The sequence below is a fragment of the Silicimonas lutimaris genome (genome assembly GCF_047314965.1).
Lineage (GTDB): Bacteria > Pseudomonadota > Alphaproteobacteria > Rhodobacterales > Rhodobacteraceae > JAVJUV01.
Genome location: NZ_JBLBVK010000055.1, coordinates 133,782 through 150,467 on the forward strand (window position 1 = coordinate 133,782; position 16,686 = coordinate 150,467).

Annotated in this window: 16 protein-coding genes; all 16 read left to right on the top strand. The window is 65.3% G+C overall.

Annotated elements, in window-relative coordinates:
• Nucleotides 1-169: 169 nt before the first annotated feature.
• Nucleotides 170-1,186 (top strand): TRAP transporter substrate-binding protein, encoded by a 1,017-nt coding sequence (locus tag ACKLNI_RS16580; RefSeq protein WP_413720204.1) that lies wholly within the window; start codon nucleotides 170-172, stop codon nucleotides 1,184-1,186.
• An 86-nt stretch (nucleotides 1,187-1,272) separates the two neighbouring features.
• A complete protein-coding gene (locus ACKLNI_RS16585; protein WP_413720205.1) occupies nucleotides 1,273-2,154 on the top strand; it encodes a TRAP transporter small permease subunit in 882 nt (293 codons plus the stop codon).
• Nucleotides 2,154-3,782, top strand: coding sequence for a TRAP transporter large permease (locus ACKLNI_RS16590; RefSeq protein ID WP_413720206.1), 1,629 nt, complete (start codon nucleotides 2,154-2,156; stop codon nucleotides 3,780-3,782). The genes ACKLNI_RS16585 and ACKLNI_RS16590 overlap by 1 nt, the downstream gene beginning before the upstream one ends.
• Nucleotides 3,783-3,791: 9 nt before the next feature.
• Nucleotides 3,792-4,715, top strand: a complete 924-nt coding sequence (locus tag ACKLNI_RS16595) for a phytanoyl-CoA dioxygenase family protein (protein ID WP_413720207.1) — start codon at nucleotides 3,792-3,794, stop codon at nucleotides 4,713-4,715.
• Nucleotides 4,716-4,838: 123 nt separating this feature from the next.
• Complete coding sequence (locus ACKLNI_RS16600) at nucleotides 4,839-6,359, top strand: UxaA family hydrolase (RefSeq protein ID WP_413720208.1); 1,521 nt, start codon at nucleotides 4,839-4,841, stop codon at nucleotides 6,357-6,359.
• 112 nt (nucleotides 6,360-6,471) lie between these two features.
• Nucleotides 6,472-7,473: a Gfo/Idh/MocA family protein gene (locus tag ACKLNI_RS16605; protein ID WP_413720209.1), complete on the top strand. Its 1,002-nt coding sequence runs from the start codon at nucleotides 6,472-6,474 to the stop codon at nucleotides 7,471-7,473.
• Complete coding sequence (locus tag ACKLNI_RS16610; protein WP_413720210.1) at nucleotides 7,470-8,312, top strand: shikimate dehydrogenase family protein; 843 nt, start codon at nucleotides 7,470-7,472, stop codon at nucleotides 8,310-8,312. The genes ACKLNI_RS16605 and ACKLNI_RS16610 overlap by 4 nt, the downstream gene beginning before the upstream one ends.
• A 3-nt stretch (nucleotides 8,313-8,315) precedes the next feature.
• A complete protein-coding gene (locus tag ACKLNI_RS16615) occupies nucleotides 8,316-9,203 on the top strand; it encodes a phytanoyl-CoA dioxygenase family protein (protein WP_413720211.1) in 888 nt (295 codons plus the stop codon).
• On the top strand, nucleotides 9,200-10,300 hold the full coding sequence (locus ACKLNI_RS16620) for an NAD(P)/FAD-dependent oxidoreductase (protein WP_413720212.1): 1,101 nt from the start codon (nucleotides 9,200-9,202) through the stop codon (nucleotides 10,298-10,300). The genes ACKLNI_RS16615 and ACKLNI_RS16620 overlap by 4 nt, the downstream gene beginning before the upstream one ends.
• Nucleotides 10,297-11,184, top strand: a complete 888-nt coding sequence (locus ACKLNI_RS16625; protein ID WP_413720213.1) for an NAD(P)-dependent oxidoreductase — start codon at nucleotides 10,297-10,299, stop codon at nucleotides 11,182-11,184. Before ACKLNI_RS16620 ends, ACKLNI_RS16625 begins: the two co-directional genes overlap by 4 nt.
• A gap of 1 nt (nucleotide 11,185) precedes the next feature.
• Nucleotides 11,186-12,091: a DMT family transporter gene (locus ACKLNI_RS16630; protein ID WP_413720214.1), complete on the top strand. Its 906-nt coding sequence runs from the start codon at nucleotides 11,186-11,188 to the stop codon at nucleotides 12,089-12,091.
• Nucleotides 12,081-12,998, top strand: coding sequence for a sugar kinase (locus ACKLNI_RS16635; protein ID WP_413720215.1), 918 nt, complete (start codon nucleotides 12,081-12,083; stop codon nucleotides 12,996-12,998). The genes ACKLNI_RS16630 and ACKLNI_RS16635 overlap by 11 nt, the downstream gene beginning before the upstream one ends.
• Nucleotides 12,995-13,741, top strand: coding sequence for an SDR family NAD(P)-dependent oxidoreductase (locus tag ACKLNI_RS16640; protein ID WP_413720216.1), 747 nt, complete (start codon nucleotides 12,995-12,997; stop codon nucleotides 13,739-13,741). Before ACKLNI_RS16635 ends, ACKLNI_RS16640 begins: the two co-directional genes overlap by 4 nt.
• Nucleotides 13,742-13,881: 140 nt before the next feature.
• Entirely contained in the window at nucleotides 13,882-14,478 is a 597-nt protein-coding gene (locus ACKLNI_RS16645) for a hypothetical protein (RefSeq protein WP_413720217.1), read from the top strand.
• A 63-nt stretch (nucleotides 14,479-14,541) separates the two neighbouring features.
• The gene (locus ACKLNI_RS16650; RefSeq protein WP_413720218.1) at nucleotides 14,542-15,708 is read left to right on the top strand and encodes a pyridoxal phosphate-dependent aminotransferase; all 1,167 of its coding nucleotides are present in this window, start codon (nucleotides 14,542-14,544) and stop codon (nucleotides 15,706-15,708) included.
• Nucleotides 15,709-15,781: 73 nt separating this feature from the next.
• Nucleotides 15,782-16,678, top strand: coding sequence for an NAD(P)-dependent oxidoreductase (locus ACKLNI_RS16655; RefSeq protein WP_413720219.1), 897 nt, complete (start codon nucleotides 15,782-15,784; stop codon nucleotides 16,676-16,678).
• The last annotated feature ends 8 nt before the right edge of the window (nucleotides 16,679-16,686 follow it).

Genomic DNA, 16,686 nt, shown 5'->3' on the forward strand with positions numbered 1-16,686 from the left:
GATTCAAAAAACGCTAGCAGCGAATTTTGATGAAATCTAGAAATTTCGAAATTTTTTCTTTTTTCAATTTGTGATTGGCAGTCTCGGAATCCATTGCTACCGTGACGGCACCACATGGAAGAACGCCCTCAAGAAAGAGGGCCCGATAACAACCTATGGGAGGATATTCATGAAGTTCCTTAAAACCGCGGCACTCGCCGCCGGTGCCATCGCCATGATGGGTACCACCGCTCTGGCTCAGACAACCAACCTGCGGATCCAGACGCACTACGCACCCGAGTCGCTCTCGGGCAAGAACGCGGCCGCCTTCATCGACGACATCCAGACGATGTCGAACGGCGAAATCTCGGTCGAGATGTTCTACTCCTCGTCCGTCGTGAAGTCCGTCGAAACCTTCGACGCGGCAGCGACCGGCATTCTCGACTGCGACTTCACCGGCGGCGCCTATCAAACCGGCAAGAACCCGGCCTTCCAGTTCGTCGGCGACATCATGGGCGGCTACGATACGCCTTATCAGCAGCTCTCGTGGCTCCTGATCGGTGGTGGTCTCGAAGATGCCCAGGCGCTCTACAACCAGTATGGCATGCAGCTCGTCGGCTGGTGGGTCGTCGGCCAGGAAGCCATGTCCTCGACCAAGCCGATCCGCAACGCGGACGACTTCAAGGACTGGAAATTCCGCTCGCCCCCGGGCATGGAAACCAAGATCTTCGAAAAGCTGGGCGCGTCGCCCATCGTGATGGACTTCACCGAGATCTTCACCGCGCTTGAAACCGGCATCATCGACGGCGCCGACGCCTCGATCCTCGCCAACAACAAGTCGATGGGTCTCTACGACATCGCCAAGCACGCCACCTACCCCGGCTTCCACTCGATGCCGTCGGACCACCTGGCCTGCAACAAGGCCGTGTGGGACGGCATGCCCGAGCATCACCGCCGGATCATGGAAGTCGCCATGGAAAAGCTGGCCCTGCGCCAGGCCATCTCGGGTGACGTCGCCAACGCGCAGGCCGCGAACGAGCTGCGCGCCCAGGGCGTATCGATCTATGACTGGTCGGCGGAAGATCGCGCCAAGTTCAAGGCCGCCGCTCAGGCGACCTGGCCGGAATTCGCAACCACGCCGGAAGCCGAAGCGCTTGTGGCCAGCCACATCGAATTCCTGAAGACCATCGGTGTGATCACCGAATAATCACGCTCATTGGGCGGGCCGACGACGTTCGGCCCGCCCTTTTTGCGCCGGACTGGCGGGTCCGGTGGGGGGAGCAGAGGAGCGTCATGGAACACAAGCAGGCAACGCCCATCGAATGGCTCGTGCCGCTGGCCTTCAGCATTGTCTTCGGCTGGGTGGTCTGGCATGGTCCGGCCTATATCCTTGATTTCGGTCCGGAAAACGGACAGCTCGCCGCGCAGTTCGGACGCACCGACGTCACACCCGGCATGTCGCCGCTCTTCGCCTTCGGGGACATCATCGACTATGTCGCGCTGATCCTGTCCCCAATCCTCTTCGTCGTCGGCGTAGCCACTGTGCGCCGCGCACCCATGGAATTCGAAGACTGGACACGGCTCGATCGCGTTTCCGTCTTCATGGGACGGGTCACCATGATGCTGATCGTCCTGCTCACCTCGGTGATGATCTACGAGGTCATCCTGCGCTACGTCTTCGAACGCCCCACGCTCTGGGCGAACGAACTGTCGCTCTGGCTCGCCGGATTCGTCTTTCTGCTCGCGGGTCTCTACGCCATGCAGCAACGCAGCCACATCCGGATCTTCCTGCTTTACGACGTCTGTCCACGCTGGCTTCAGCGCACCTTCGACTGCATCTCGACCTTCCTGATCGTACTTTTCGCCTTCTTCCTGATCTATGGCGGCTATGGCGAAGCGTTCCAGAAATTCATGCGCTGGGAGACTTTCGGAACGGCCTTCGATCCGCCGATCCCCGCAACGCTCAAACTGATGGTGCTGATCGTCATCTCGCTCGTGGCAATCCAGGCGGTGATCAACCTGATCTCCGACTGGAACAGCGAACCGGTGGTCCACACCGCCGCCGACGATATCGACGAAGACGAACTCGCCCGCCTCCGCGCGGCCGTCGGTGCCGAGGGCACCGGCGAACTCGATGTGACCCCCGGGTCGATCCAGGGAAGGGATACACGCTGATGGATATCGGAACGATCTCCCTCGTCCTCATGGTCGGCCTCCTGGCGCTTCTCGCCATCGGCATGCCGCTGGGCCTCGCATCCGCGATCCTCGCGGTGCTCGTCCTGGTGATGAAATTCGAGCCGTCGCTCCTGACCGCGCCCTGGACCTTCGGCGAGGGCATGTTGACCAGCAGGCCGGGCTCCGGGCCGCTGAACATCCTCGCGCAGAAGATATACGGCCTTCTCACTGACTACGTGCTCATATCAATACCCTTGTTCATCTTCATGGCGGCGCTGCTCGAACGCTCGGGTATCGCCAAGGACATGTATTCCTCGCTGAACGTATGGCTGAACCGCACCCGCGGCGGCATCGCCATCGTCACCTCGATCATGGCCGTGATCATGGCCGCCATGTCCGGCATCATCGGCGGCGAGGTCGTGCTCCTGGGTCTCATCGCGCTCCCGCAGATGCTGCGGCTGGGCTATAACCAGAACCTCGCCATCGGCACGATCTGCGCATCGGGCTCGCTCGGCACGATGATCCCGCCTTCGATCGTCCTGATCATCTACGGCCTGATCACCGAGACCTCCATCAAGGCGCTGTTCACCGCAGCCTTCGTTCCGGGCTTCATGCTGGCCTCGTTCATCATCATCTACATCATCATCCGCACCCAGTTGCGACCCGAAGACGCGCCCCTGCCAGAACCCATTCCTGGCGAACCGGCAGGCCGCGAGAAACTGGGGCTCTTCCTGGCTTTCCTCAACGTCCTTCTTGCCGGCTTCTCGACCATCCTCTTCCTGCGCGCCCTGTTCTTCACTCTGACCGGCCAGAACGCCGTTCTGGAAGGCGTCGATCCGATCTTCTGGGGCACGCCGGACTATGTCTGGTGGTTCGGCGGGCTGGTGGCGATCTCGCTCGCGCTCGCCTTCTTCGCCTTCGGCCGCGACCGTACGGCAACCGGCTGGGGCATGGGCAAAGGCCTCGTGCCGCCGATCGTGGTGATCGGCGTCGTCATGGGCTCGATCTACGGCGGCATCACCGGCATCACCGAAGCCGCCGGAATGGGCGCGGTGGCGGTGCTGGTCATCGCGATCTTCCGGGGCGAGGCGTCCTTCGACCTGGTCTGGGACAGCCTGATGCGCACGCTGAAATCAACCGGCACCATCATCTGGGTCACCATCGGCGCCGCGGCGCTGGCCGGCGCCTACACGATCGCCGGCGGCCCGACCTATGTGGCGAACCTCATCATCGGCGCCGAACTCCCCACCATGCTGATCCTGCTGACCATGATGCTCATCCTGCTCTTCATGGGCGCCTTCATGGACTGGGTCGGCATCGTGCTGTTGATTATCCCGGTCTTCCTGCCCATCGTGCAGCGACTGCCGATCGAGGAAATCGGCTTCATCGGAGAGCTTCAGCCCAAGTATCTCGCGGTCTGGTTCGGCGTGCTGTTCTGCATGAACATGCAGGTCAGCTTCCTGTCGCCGCCCTTCGGCCCGGCTGCTTTCTACCTGAAATCCGTGGCACCGCCGCACATCTCGCTGACCGACATCTTCCGCGGCTTCCTGCCCTTCATCTGCATCCAGCTCCTGGCACTTTCGGTCATGCTGATCTGGCCGCCCATCGTCGAGGTGCTCCTGGACTAGGACCATGACATGCTGACCCCGGACCAGATCGACAGCTTCGAGACGCAGGGTTACCTGGTTGTCGAGAACGTCCTTGACCAGGCCACGCTCGACAGGGTCCGGGGCGAGTACGAAGCACTCCTGGCCGGGCTCATGGAAAGCTGGGGCGCGGTGTCGTCCGGTGATTTCGCGACCGATATCGTCACGGCCTACGAGGCCGGCCACGAGTGGTTCCAGCCGATGGACATCTCGCTGCCCGGCGACAGGATCACCGCCGACACGCCCTTCCACTTCGGCCCCGCGGTTTTCGACATGGTCACCGCACCCCGGCTTCTCGACCTCGTCGAAGACCTGATTGGCCCCGAGATCACCTCTAACCCGATCCAGCACGTTCGCATCAAGCCGCCCGAGCGCCGGCTCCGCGCCGGCGAGATCCGCGCCCATGTGGGCGGCACCGACTGGCATCAGGACCGCGCCGTGGCGCTCGAAGAGGCCGACCGCACCGACATGGTGACGGTCTGGCTCGCCGTGACCGACGCCACGGTCGAGAACGGCTGCCTCCAGGTGATCCCCGGCAAGACCGGGCTCCTGCCCCACTGCCCGCAGCGGCAGACCGCCATCGCGGAGGGCTTCATCGACAAGTCGCAGGCCCGCCCGCTTCCCGTGAAATCCGGCGGAGCGGTGATCTTCCACCCGATGACCCCGCACGCCTCGCTTCCCAATCTCTCCGACGGCATCCGCTGGAGCTTCGACCTGCGGTTCAACCGGACAGGACAGCCCACGGGCCGCGCCCATTTTCCCGACTTCGTCGCCCGCTCGCGGACGAACCCCGACAGCGAACTTCGCGACTGGCAGGCCTGGAAGAAACTGTGGGAAGATGCCCGCGCGCGACTCAGCCGGTCGCCCCATATCGATATTCACCGCTGGAGCGCCGACGCCCCGGTCTGCGCCTGAAACGAACCCGATGATCTTCCTCTTGGCGAAAATACTTCGGGAGGGACCGGGAGGGCAGAGCCCTCCCGGCGGGTCGACGCGCCAAAGGCGCGGCGACACTCCCCTCAACCCACAGGTCACCTCATGACAAACGCACCGCTCTTCGTCCGCCTCGATCCCTCCGACAACGTCGTCACCGCAACCCGCGCCCTCGAGGCCGGAACGGCGGTGGAGACCGTGGCGACCACCACGCTCATCCCCTCGGGCCACAAGATCGCAACCGCGCCGATCCCCAAGGGCGCCGCCATCCGCAAATACGCTCAGCTCATCGGCTACGCCTCCGAGGACATCGCGGCCGGCGACCACGTCCACACCCAGAACACCGAGTTCCGCAACACCGACATGGACTACGAGTTCGGAACCGATCTCAGGCATGTCGAGATGGTGCCCGAGGACAAGCGGGACACCTTCATGGGCTACCGCCGCGAGAACGGCTCTGTCGGCACGCGGAACTACATCGCCGTCGTCACCTCGGTGAACTGCTCGGCCACTGCCGCGCGTCGCATCGCCGATCATTTCGGCCCCGAAGAACTGGCAGCCTATCCGAACGTCGACGGCGTCGTGGCCTTCGTCCACGGCACCGGCTGCGGCATGGCCGGGTCGGGCGACGGTTTCGAGGCGCTCCAGCGCGTGATGTGGGGCTACGCGCGCCACCCGAACCACGCGGGCGTGCTGATGGTGGGACTGGGATGCGAGATGAACCAGATCGACTGGCTGCTCGAAGCCTACGGCCTGAAGCAGGGCCCGCTCTTCCACACCATGAACATCCAGGGCGTGGCGGGGCTGCGCAAGACCATCGAGATGGGCATCGAGAAGGTGAAGGCGATGCTGCCCATCGCGAACCAGGCCGTTCGCACCCCCTGCCCGGCGTCCGAACTGATGGTGGCGCTCCAGTGCGGCGGCTCCGACGCCTGGTCGGGCATCACCGCGAACCCGGCCCTCGGCTACGCCTGCGACCTGCTGGCCGCGCAGGGCGGCACCGGCGTCCTCGCCGAGACCCCGGAAATCTACGGCGCCGAACACCTCCTGACCCGCCGCGCGGTGTCGCCCCTGGTGGGCGAGCGCCTGATCGGCCTGATCCGCTGGTGGGAGGATTACACCGCCCGCAACAAGGGCTCGATGGACAACAACCCCTCTCCCGGCAACAAGAAGGGCGGGTTGACGACGATCCTCGAGAAATCTCTCGGCGCGGCTGCCAAGGGCGGCACCTCGCCGCTCACCGGCGTCTACAAATATGCCGAACCCGTCCGCGCGAAGGGCTTCACGTTCATGGACAGCCCCGGCTACGACCCGGCCAGCGTGACAGGCCAGATCGCGGGCGGCTGCAACCTCGTCTGTTTTACCACCGGGCGCGGCTCGGCCTTCGGCTCCAAGCCCGCGCCGACGATCAAGGTTGCCACGAACTCCGAGATGTATGGCCGCATGATCGAGGACATGGACGTCAATGCCGGCGACATCCTGACCGGCGAAGCCACGGTCGAATCCAAGGGCCGCGAGATCTACGAGCTGTTCCTGCGCGTCGCCTCGGGCGAAATGTCGAAATCCGAAGCCCAGGGCCTCGGCGACTATGAATTCGTCCCCTGGCAGATCGGAGCGGTGATGTGAGACCGGATTGCGCCGACTGCGTCGCCGCGGAGGGAGGAGGGCGCTGCCCCCGCCGGCCTGCGGCCGGCCCCTCGGGATATTTCCCGACCGATAATAATAGGAGAATGCACCGATGACCCGCCTCGTCGTCGCCGGGGCCGGGGCGATCGGCCGCCGCCACCTCGCCCATATCGACGCCCATCCCGACCTTCACGTCGCCGCACTGATCGACCCGAACCCGGCGACGTCCGAACTGACGCAGGCCCCCCGATTCGACAGTCTCGCCGACTGCGGTGAAGACGCGGACGGGATCGTCATCGCAACGCCGACGCAGGACCACGAAGCGACCTTCGCCGAGGCGGCTCGGCGCGGCTGGCACGCGCTGATCGAGAAGCCGCTCGCTCCCGATCTCGCCTCTGTCGATCGTATGATCGCCGCCGCCGAAGCGGCGGGCGTTCACATCCTGACCGGTCATCACCGCCGGTTTCACCCGAAGGTCACCGCGCTGAAGGCGATCCTGGACGCGGGCACCATCGGCCAGCCCGTCGTGGCGACCTCGATCTGGAACGTCCGCAAGCCTGACGGTTATTTCGACGTGGGCTGGCGCAAGGGCCGCGACGGCGCGCCTGTCCACATGAACGTCAGCCACGAGGTCGACCTCCTGCGCTTCCTCTTCGGCGAGATCACCCGCGTCGCGGGCCTGGGCGGCAATCCGGTCCGGCAGGAGGCTCGCGTCGAATCCGGTGCCGCCGTTCTCGGATTTGCCTCCGGCCTCACCGCGTCGGTGACCTTCGCGGATACCACGCCTTCGCCCTGGGGCTTCGAGCATGGCACGGGGGAAAACCCAAACATCGCTCATACAGGTCAGGATTCGCTCCGCATCTCCGGCACCAGGGGCGCGGTCGAGTTCCCCAGCCTGCGCGTCTGGACCGGTGCCTACGACTGGTCCGAGGCCCCCGTGCCCCAGGAACACCCCTCTGGCGACGGCACGCCTCTCATCCTGCAACTCGAGCATTTCGCGCGCGTCATCGCCGGCGCCGAAGGCCCCCTCAACGATGCTCGCTCCGGCCGCGCCACGATCGCCGCGACGCTCGACATCGAACGCGCCACCTGGCCCGAGGGCGTGCCGGCATGAGCACCGTTCTCAAATGCGGGCTGATCGGCGGGAATATCAGCCGAACCCGCCTGCCCTTCGCACTCGATATCATGTGCAAGGCCAACGGGCTGACGCTCGACTTCACGCCCATCGACACCGAGCATGACGATGCCTTCGACTTCTCCGGCACCGTCGACATGCTGCGTCAGGACGGCTGGACCGGCGTCAGCGTCACCCACCCGCACAAGACCGAGGCCGCGGGCTACGCGGGCCGCCGGATGGACAGGGCCGTCGACCATCTCGGCGCCTCCAACCTCCTTCTCTTCAAACCGGAACTCTCCGGCTGGAACACGGACTACCTCGGCTTTATCGCAGCCTGGCAGGCGGTCTTCAGGAACCGCGGCCCGGGCGAAGTGGCTGTCGCAGGCGCAGGCGGCGTTGCCCGCGCGATCGTTCCCGCGCTGATCCGCCTCGGGGCGCGCAAGGTAACGGTCTGGGACCTGAATTTCGACGCCGCGAAGGAACTGGCCCGCATGTGCGGTCGGCCCGTCACCGCAATCCCCATCGAGGAAGCGCCCGAGGCCATCGCTTCGGCCACCGGGCTCGTCAATGCCACGGCTCTCGGCATGGGCGGGCATCCCGGCACCGCCTTCGACCCTACGCTTGTCGGCCCGCAATGGTGGGCCTTCGACGCCGTCTACACGCCGACCGACACCGCCTTCCTGACCGACGCTGCCGCGAAGGGGTTGAAGATCCTCACCGGGTTCGACCTCTTCCGCTTCATGGCGATCGAGACCTTCCGCGTCTACACCGGCCTCACGCCCGACCGCGCCACCATCCTCCCCCAACTCGACACACTCCGTCCCAAGGACAGCTGAGCCATGCCCGAAGTGCTCTCTCCCGACCAGATCACCTTCTACAACGACAACGGCTACGTCGTTCTGGAACGCCACCTGCCCGAAACATGGATCGAGCGCATCCGCGCCGAGATCGTCCGCTTCGAGGACGAGGCCCGCGACATGACCGCCTCGAACGACCGCCTCGACCTCGAAGACAGCCACCGGCCCGACGATCCGCGCATCCGGCGCATCAAGCTGCCCCACACGATCTCGGAGACGGTGAACGAACTCCTCCATTCCGACCTTATCCTCGCCCCCGCGCGCGATCTCGTCGGCCCCGACATCCGGCTCCACACCACGAAACTCAACATGAAATCAGCCGGTTACGGCGCGGCGGTCGAATGGCACCAGGATTATGCCTTCTACCCCCACACCAACGACGACCTCTTGGCCATCGGCGTCATCATCGACGACATGGCCCATGAAAACGGGCCGCTGATGGTTTTTCCCGGCAGCCACAAGGGGCCGGTCTACGACCACCACGCCAACGGCGTCTTCGCCGGCGGGTTCGTCCCCTCGGACGTGGGCCTCGACATGAAGGACGCCGTCGAACTCACCGGCCCCGCCGGGTCCATCTCGATCCACCACGGCCGTATCGTCCACGGCTCGGCGCTTAACACCTCCGACCGCGCCCGACGCATCCTCTTTCTCGAAATGATGGCCGCCGATGCCTTCCCGATCATGGGATCCATGACGAAATGGGACGGGATCGAGGACTATGACAGCCGCCTTCTGTGCGGCAAACCCACCCTCAATCCGCGCCTCAAGGACATTCCCGTCCGCATCCCGCAGCCCCAGCCCGACAAGGCAGGCTCGATCTACGAGGTTCAGAAAGGCCTCGCTTCCCGCGCCTTTGGAACGGTGAAATGAAGATCGCAGTCGTTGGAAAGGGCCTGATCGGCAGCGCGGCGGCGCGCCACCTCGCAAAGACCGGGGCAGACGTCACCCTGATCGGGCCCGACGAGGTTCCCGGCGATTACGCCGACCACCCCGGCAGCTTCGCCAGCCACTATGACGAAGGCCGGATCACCCGGAAGAACGACCGCCGTCCATACTTTGTCCGAGTCTCGGCCGCCGCGATCGGACGCTATGCCGAGATCGCAGCCGAATCCGGCATCGAGTTCTTTACAGAGGCTGGTGCGCTTCTGGCAGGCGGCCCGGACTACATGTCCGCCGTCGCCGCCGCACGCGAGGGCATCGACATCAGCTTCGAGGAACTGGACCGGGTGGGCATCGCGCGCCTTTTTCCATTCCTCGCGATACCCGAGGGTTTCACCGGCATCTACGAGCCCCGCGAGGCAGGCCATATCAGTCCGCGCCGCCTTGTCGCCGCCCAGACCGAGGCGGCCCGCCGCTTCGGAGCGAGAATCGTTCCGGAAGAGGTGATCCGCGTTGACGAAGGCCGCGTCATCACCGCGACGCAGACGATCGATGCCGACCAGGTGATCGTGGCCGCGGGCGGGTGGACCGACAGCCTCCTCGGCCGCGAGAAGAAGTTGGAAGTCTACGCACGCACCGTCACGTTCCACGAGATCGGCCCCGACGAGGCGCATCGTCTCGCAAACATGCCGACCATCGTCATGGAGAGCCCCGACGACATCTACATCCTGCCGCCGATCCGCTACGCCGACGGCAAGCTCTGGCTGAAACTCGGAGGCGATCCCGAGGACGTGGAGCTTCACGGCAAGGACGCGATCAACGACTGGTTCAGAACCGGCGGCAGCGCCGAGATCGGCGACTACCTGACAACCCGCATCTGCGAGGTGATCCCCGGCCTCCGGTTCGAGAGCCGTTTTCACAAGCCCTGTGTCACCACCTGGAGCACGGATCGGATCCCCGAGATCCGCCGCCTCGCTTCCCGCCTCATCATCGCCGCTGCCGGAAACGGCTCCGGCGCGAAATGCAGCGACGAACTGGGCCGGATGGCCGCCGCCATCGCCCTCGAAGACACGGAGGTTCAACCATGACCAAACCCGCAATAGGATTCATCGGCCTCGGCCTGATGGGTTCGGCCATCGTCGGCCGGCTTCAGGACAAGGGCTACGCCATCACGGCGCTGGCCAATATCAATCGCAGCGGTATCGACGCAGCCCTCGCCCGCGGCGCCTCCGAGGCCGCGAATGGCCGCGAGGTGGCTCAGGCATCTGATATCGTGATGCTCTGCATGGGAACCTCGGACCACGTCGAATCCCGCATGCGCGGACCGGACGGCGTGATCGCAGGCCTCGCGCCCGGAAAGGTCGTGATCGATTTCGGTACGTCCCTGCCCGGCTCGACCATCGCCCTTGGCGCGGAAGTCGCCGCCGCTGGCGCCGTCATGCTCGATGCCCCCCTCGGTCGCACGCCCAGCCATGCCAGGGACGGTCTTCTGAACATCATGGCCTCGGGCGACAAGGCGACCTATGACAAGGTCCATCCGGTGCTCGCGGACCTCGGCGAAAACATCTTCCACCTCGGCCCTCTCGGATCCGGCCACACGATCAAGCTGATCAACAACTTCTTCGGCATGACGACGGCCAACGCCATGTCCGAGGCCTTCGCCATGTGCGACGTGGCCGGTGTCCCCCGCCAGTCCCTTTACGATGTACTCGCAGCAGGCCCGAACCATTCGGGAATGATGGATTTCGTCAAGGCCTACGCCCTCGATGGCGATCCGATGAAGCTTGCCTTCACAACACGTAACGGTCTGAAAGACATTAGCTATTACGACAGGATGGCCAGCGATTACGGCGCGGACTCGATTATGGCCAAATGTTCGAAAAGTGCACTTGGCCGCGCCGTCGAGGACGGCCGCGGAGACGACCTCGTGCCGCAGATGGTGGACAATTTCGCCCGCTGGTTCAAAGGCTGACGTGGCGACGCTGACAGCACATCCGCGCGACGACCGCACCAGCCTCGGCATCATCCTGATGCTGAGTGCGTGGGCGTTTTTCGCGCTGACCGACACCACCGTGAAGTGGCTCGTCATGGCCGGGATCCCGGCGATGCAGCTCGCCTTCTTCCGCTACGCCGTCGCCTTCGGCCTCTCGCTCGGCAACGGGCTGCGGCATGGCCAGTTTTTCGTCGGACTGGACCGGCGCGATCTGCTGCTCGTCACCCTCCGGGGCAGTCTCCTGGTAATGGCGACGGTCCTGAACTTCATCGCGCTCAACTACCTGCCGCTCTCTGTCACCTCGACCATCATGAACACCGCCCCGATCCTGGTGACGCTCCTCGCGATCCCGCTCCTGGGAGAAAAGGTCGGCCCATGGCGCCTCGTCGCCGTGCTCCTCGGCTTCACCGGCGTCCTCGTCGTCATCCGGCCCTTCGGCGAGGATTTCCACTGGGCCACGCTCCTGATCCTCGCCAACGCCTGCGGTCTCGCACTCTTCTCGATCCTCACCCGCCAGATGGCAGGAAGGATCGCACCGCAGACGATGCAGCTCTACATGGGCGCGCTCGGCACCATCGTCCTTCTGCCCTTCGTCCTCTGGACATGGCAGACCCCGGACACCCCCCTGCAATGGGTAGGCCTCGCCAGCGTCGGCCTCTGGGCCTGGACCGGACACGAGATGTTCTCGCGCGCCCATCTTCACGCAGAAGCCGGCGTGCTCTCGCCCTTCGGCTACGTTTTCATCCTTTACATGACCCTCGGTGGCTACCTCCTTTTCGGCCACGTCCCGGACGCCGCAACGCTGATCGGCGCCGCCATTATTGTCGCCTCCGGCCTCCTCATCTGGTGGCGTGAAGGCAAGCGGAGACCACCCCATGCCACATGACGTCATCTGCCTCGGCGAAGTCATGGTGGAACTGTCCCTGAACGACGCCACGCCCGACACCGCCGGCGTCGGGTTCGCCGGAGACACGTTCAATACCTGTGTCTATCTCAAGCGCCGCGCCCCCGGTCTGACCGTCGCCTACGCGACCAAGCTCGGAAAGGACAAGCTCTCCGACCGGATCGTGGCCCTGATGGAAACCGAGAAACTGGCCACCGACCTCGTGCTCCGCAGTCCCGACAGGATGCCCGGCCTCTACGCCATCTCGACCGACGAGACCGGCGAGCGCTCCTTCCTCTACTGGCGCGACCGCGCTGCGGTGCGCACGCTCTTCGAGCCGCCCGCCCTCGATCTGGCCGCGCTCGCCGGAACCGGCATGCTCTATCTCTCCGCCATCACACTGGCGATCCTGAGCCGGGACGACCGGAACCGGCTGTTCGACGGCCTCGCCGCCCTGCGCGCCTCCGGCACGAAAATCGCCTTCGATTCCAACTACCGACCTGCCCTCTGGCCCGACAGGGAGACCGCGCAGGCCGAAATCGAACGCGCATGGCGCATGGCCGACATCGCGCTTCCCAGCGTCGACGACGAAATGGCGCTCTACGGCGACCGGGACGAGACCGCGGTCCTCGCCCGCCTCAATGCCTGGGGTGTCACCGACGGCGCGCTCAAGCGGGGCGCGCAAGGCCCGGTGGCGCTGGATGGCGCGGCCGCACCGGCTTGCGCGCCGGCCCCGAAAGTGATCGACTCGACTGCGGCAGGTGACAGTTTCAACGGCGGCTACCTGGCCGCACGGCTGGCCGGGAAAAGCCCGGTCGACGCGCTGAAGGCGGGCCACGACCTCGCGGCCCTCGTCGTGCAACACCGGGGCGCGATCGTGCCCCGCGACGTGATGGGAGCAAGACAATGAACAGATACGATCTCGATGGCCAAGTCGCCGTCATCACCGGAGGCGCACAGGGGATCGGCGCCGCGGTTGCGCACCGGCTGGCCGCCGATGGCGCCCGCATCGCGATCTGGGACCTCGATGAGGTCAAGGCGGGCGCCACCGCCAAAACCATTCCGGGCCATGCCCGCGCCATCCGCGTGGACGTGACCGACTGGGCCTCTGTCGAGGCTGCTCGCGAAGCGACGCTGGACGCCTTCGGCAGCATCGAGATCCTCGTGAATTCCGCGGGCATCGCAGGGCCCGTCGCCGCCATCGAGGACTACGACACCGCCACCTGGAACCAGGTCATGGCGATCAACCTGACCGGGACCTTCCACACGAACAAGGCCGTGGTCCCCACGATGAAGGAACAGGGCTACGGCCGCATCGTCAACATCGCCTCGGTCGCAGGCAAGGAAGGCAATCCCAAGGCCAGCCACTACGCCGCCTCCAAGGCCGGCGTCATCGGTTTCACCAAGGCCATCGGCAAAGAACTGGCGACCTGGGACATCGCTGTGAACTGCGTCACGCCGGCCGCCGCCAAGACCCCGATCCTCGAACAGCTCACCCAGGAATTCATCGACTTCATGCTCTCCAAGATTCCGAAAGGCCGCTTCGTCGAGGTCGAGGAGATCGCCAACATGGTCGCCTGGCTCTCGTCGAAGGAATGCTCCTTCACCACCGGGTCCGTCTTCGACATCTCCGGCGGGCGCGCGACGTACTGAGCCATGGTCCACGCAAAGACCCGCCTGGTGTTCCGCATCCTCCCGAGAGACCCCGGACCTTCTTCCTGGCCCAAATACGGCGGGGGTCCGGGGGCGGAGCCCCCGGCGCGCCCCCACCTGAGAGAACTCGGGCCGAGCGCATGACCGACGCCCCGATCCCCTTCCCCTACGACGACCCGGCCTGGGAGACGGCCAGGGATGCCTACGGGAAGGACGACACCCGCGACCTTCTTCAGGAACTGACCGACATCTGGAGCGACGCGACCGCCGACTACCTGTTTTTCTCGTCGCTTCTGCATCAGGGCACGGTTTACAGCGCCACCTTTCTCGCCCTGCCCCATGTCGTGGCGCTTGCCGATGTCGTGCCGCCGGACCACAGGAGAACGATCTCCCTGTTCCTGGGCGGCGTGGCCTTGTATGGCCAGTTGCCACGAACCTCGGGCGGCGTCTCGCTCGCGCCGGGCGACCCCTGGGCCGCGACGCCGACCGGGCAAAGGGCGGGGACTGTCTTCCGCGCGCTCCTGCCCGAGATCGCCCGCCTGTGCGAGATCTCCTATCGCGAGGAGCCGAACGCCCGGCATGCTTCGGGCATGGCCGCCGCGCGCGGCAATCTTGACTTGGCGGCACGGCTCGAGGCCCACGACGGTGTCACGACCATCTGCCCGGCCTGCGGCGGCAAAGCCTCGGCTCCGGCCTGTCCCGCATGTGGCTGGACCGGTCCCACGATTGCACCCTGACCCCTTCATCTTGCCCTGAAATCCGCATATCCCGAAAGAAACCAACAAGAACGAGGCCCGCCCATGCTCACCACCATTCCCGGCTTCGACCGCATCGGCGAGGAAAACGCCTTCGCCGTGCTCGCCCGCGCCGGCGCCCTTGCCGCCAGGGGCAAGGATGTCATCAATCTCGGCATCGGCCAGCCCGACTTCCCGACGCCCCAGAACATCACCGAGGCCGCGATCAAGGCGATCCGCGACGGGCACCACGGCTACACGCCCGCGACCGGAATTCCGGCACTCCGCGAAGCCGTCGCCGCCGACCTCCACCGTCGCTTTGCCCAGGAGGTGAACCCCGACAACGTCCTGATCGTCCCCGGCGGCAAGGTCACCATGTTCGCCGCGATCCTCATGTTCGGAGAACCGGGCGCGGAAATCCTCTACCCCGACCCGGGCTTCCCGATCTACCGCTCGATGATCGAATTCACCGGCGCGAAACCCGTCCCGATCCCGATCCGCGAGGAAAACGGCTTCGCCTTCTCCGCCGAGGAAACGCTCGCGCTCATCACGCCGAAGACCCGCCTCGTGATCGTCAACTCCCCCGCCAACCCCTGCGGCGGCGTCACGCCGAAGGCGGAGGTGGACAAGTTGGTGGCCGGGCTCCCCGAGCATGTCGCCATCATGTCCGACGAGATCTACGACCAGATGCTCTACGACGGCGAAGAGCATGTCACGCTGCTCGCCTACCCCGAAATCCGCGACCGCCTGATCCTGCTGAACGGCTGGTCCAAGACCTACGCCATGACCGGCTGGCGCCTCGGCTACTCGGTCTGGCCGAACGGTCTCTACGACAAGGCCCGCAAGCTCGCCGTCAACTGCTGGTCCTGCGTCAACGCTCCCTCGCAATACGCCGCCCTCGAGGCGCTGACCGGCCCGCAGGACGAGGTCGCCACGATGGTCGCCGAGTTCGACGCCCGCCGGAAGCTGGTCGTCGACCTCCTCAACGACATCGAGGGCGTCTCCTGCATCGTGCCCAAGGGCGCCTTCTACGCCTTCCCCAACATCACCGCCACGGGCCGCAAGGCCAAGCAACTGGCCTCCGACCTCCTCGAAGGCCCCGGCGTCGCCACCATCGGCGGCCCCGATTTCGGCATCCTCGGCGAAGGCTACATCCGCCTCAGCTACGCCAATTCACAGGACAACATCCGCGAAGCGCTCGCGCGCATGAAAACCTTCCTCGAAAGCGCGTGACCCTTCCTCTTGGCCCAGATACTTCGGGGTCCGGGGCAGCGCCCCGGTCCTCCCCACGAAAAGGAGACAACACATGACCAAACCAACCATCGGCTTCATCGGCGTCGGCTTCATGGGACACGGGATGGCCAAGAACATCGTCGAGAACGGCTACCCGCTCGTCACCATGGCGCACCGCAAACGCGACGCCGTCGACGACCTGATCAAACGCGGCGCGACCGAGGCGAAAAGCCCGAAAGAGATCGCCGAGCAGTCCGACATCATCCACCTCTGCGTCACGGGCTCTCCCCAGGTCGAAGCGAACATCCGTGGCGAGAACGGAATTCTCGCAGGCCTCCGCCCCGGCGCGATCGTCATCGACTGCTCCACCTCCGACCCGGTCTCGACCCTGACGCTCAAGGCCGAGATCGAGGCCGCCGGCGGCCACCTCGCCGACGCCCCGCTCGCCCGCACGCCGAAAGAGGCCTGGGAAGGCACGCTCGACACCATGGTCGGCGCTTCGCCCGAGGTCTTCGAGAAGATCAAACCGGTGCTCGACTGCTGGGCCGGCGTCGTCGTCCACCTCGGCGAGGTGGGCCTCGGCCACAAGATGAAGCTTCTGAACAACTTCCTCGCCATGGGCTACGGCGCGCTCTACTCCGAGGCGCTCGCCATCGCCCGCCTCTCGGGCCTCACGCCCCAGCAGTTCGACAGCGTCATCCGTCCCGGCCGCCTCTCGAATGGCTTCTACGAGACATTCATGAAGTGGACGCTGGACCACGACGAGAACGCCCACAAGTTCGCCATCTCGAACGGCCACAAGGATATGCGCTACCTCACCAACCTCTGCACGGCGGTCGGCGCGGTGAACCCCGTGCAGTCGGCGGTCAAGAACTCCTATGCCGCGATGGAAGCCGCCGGGGAAGGCGAGCGCTATGTCCCGATGCTGGCCGATTTCATCGCGCGCCAGAACGGGCTTGATCCCGACTGACGCATCGA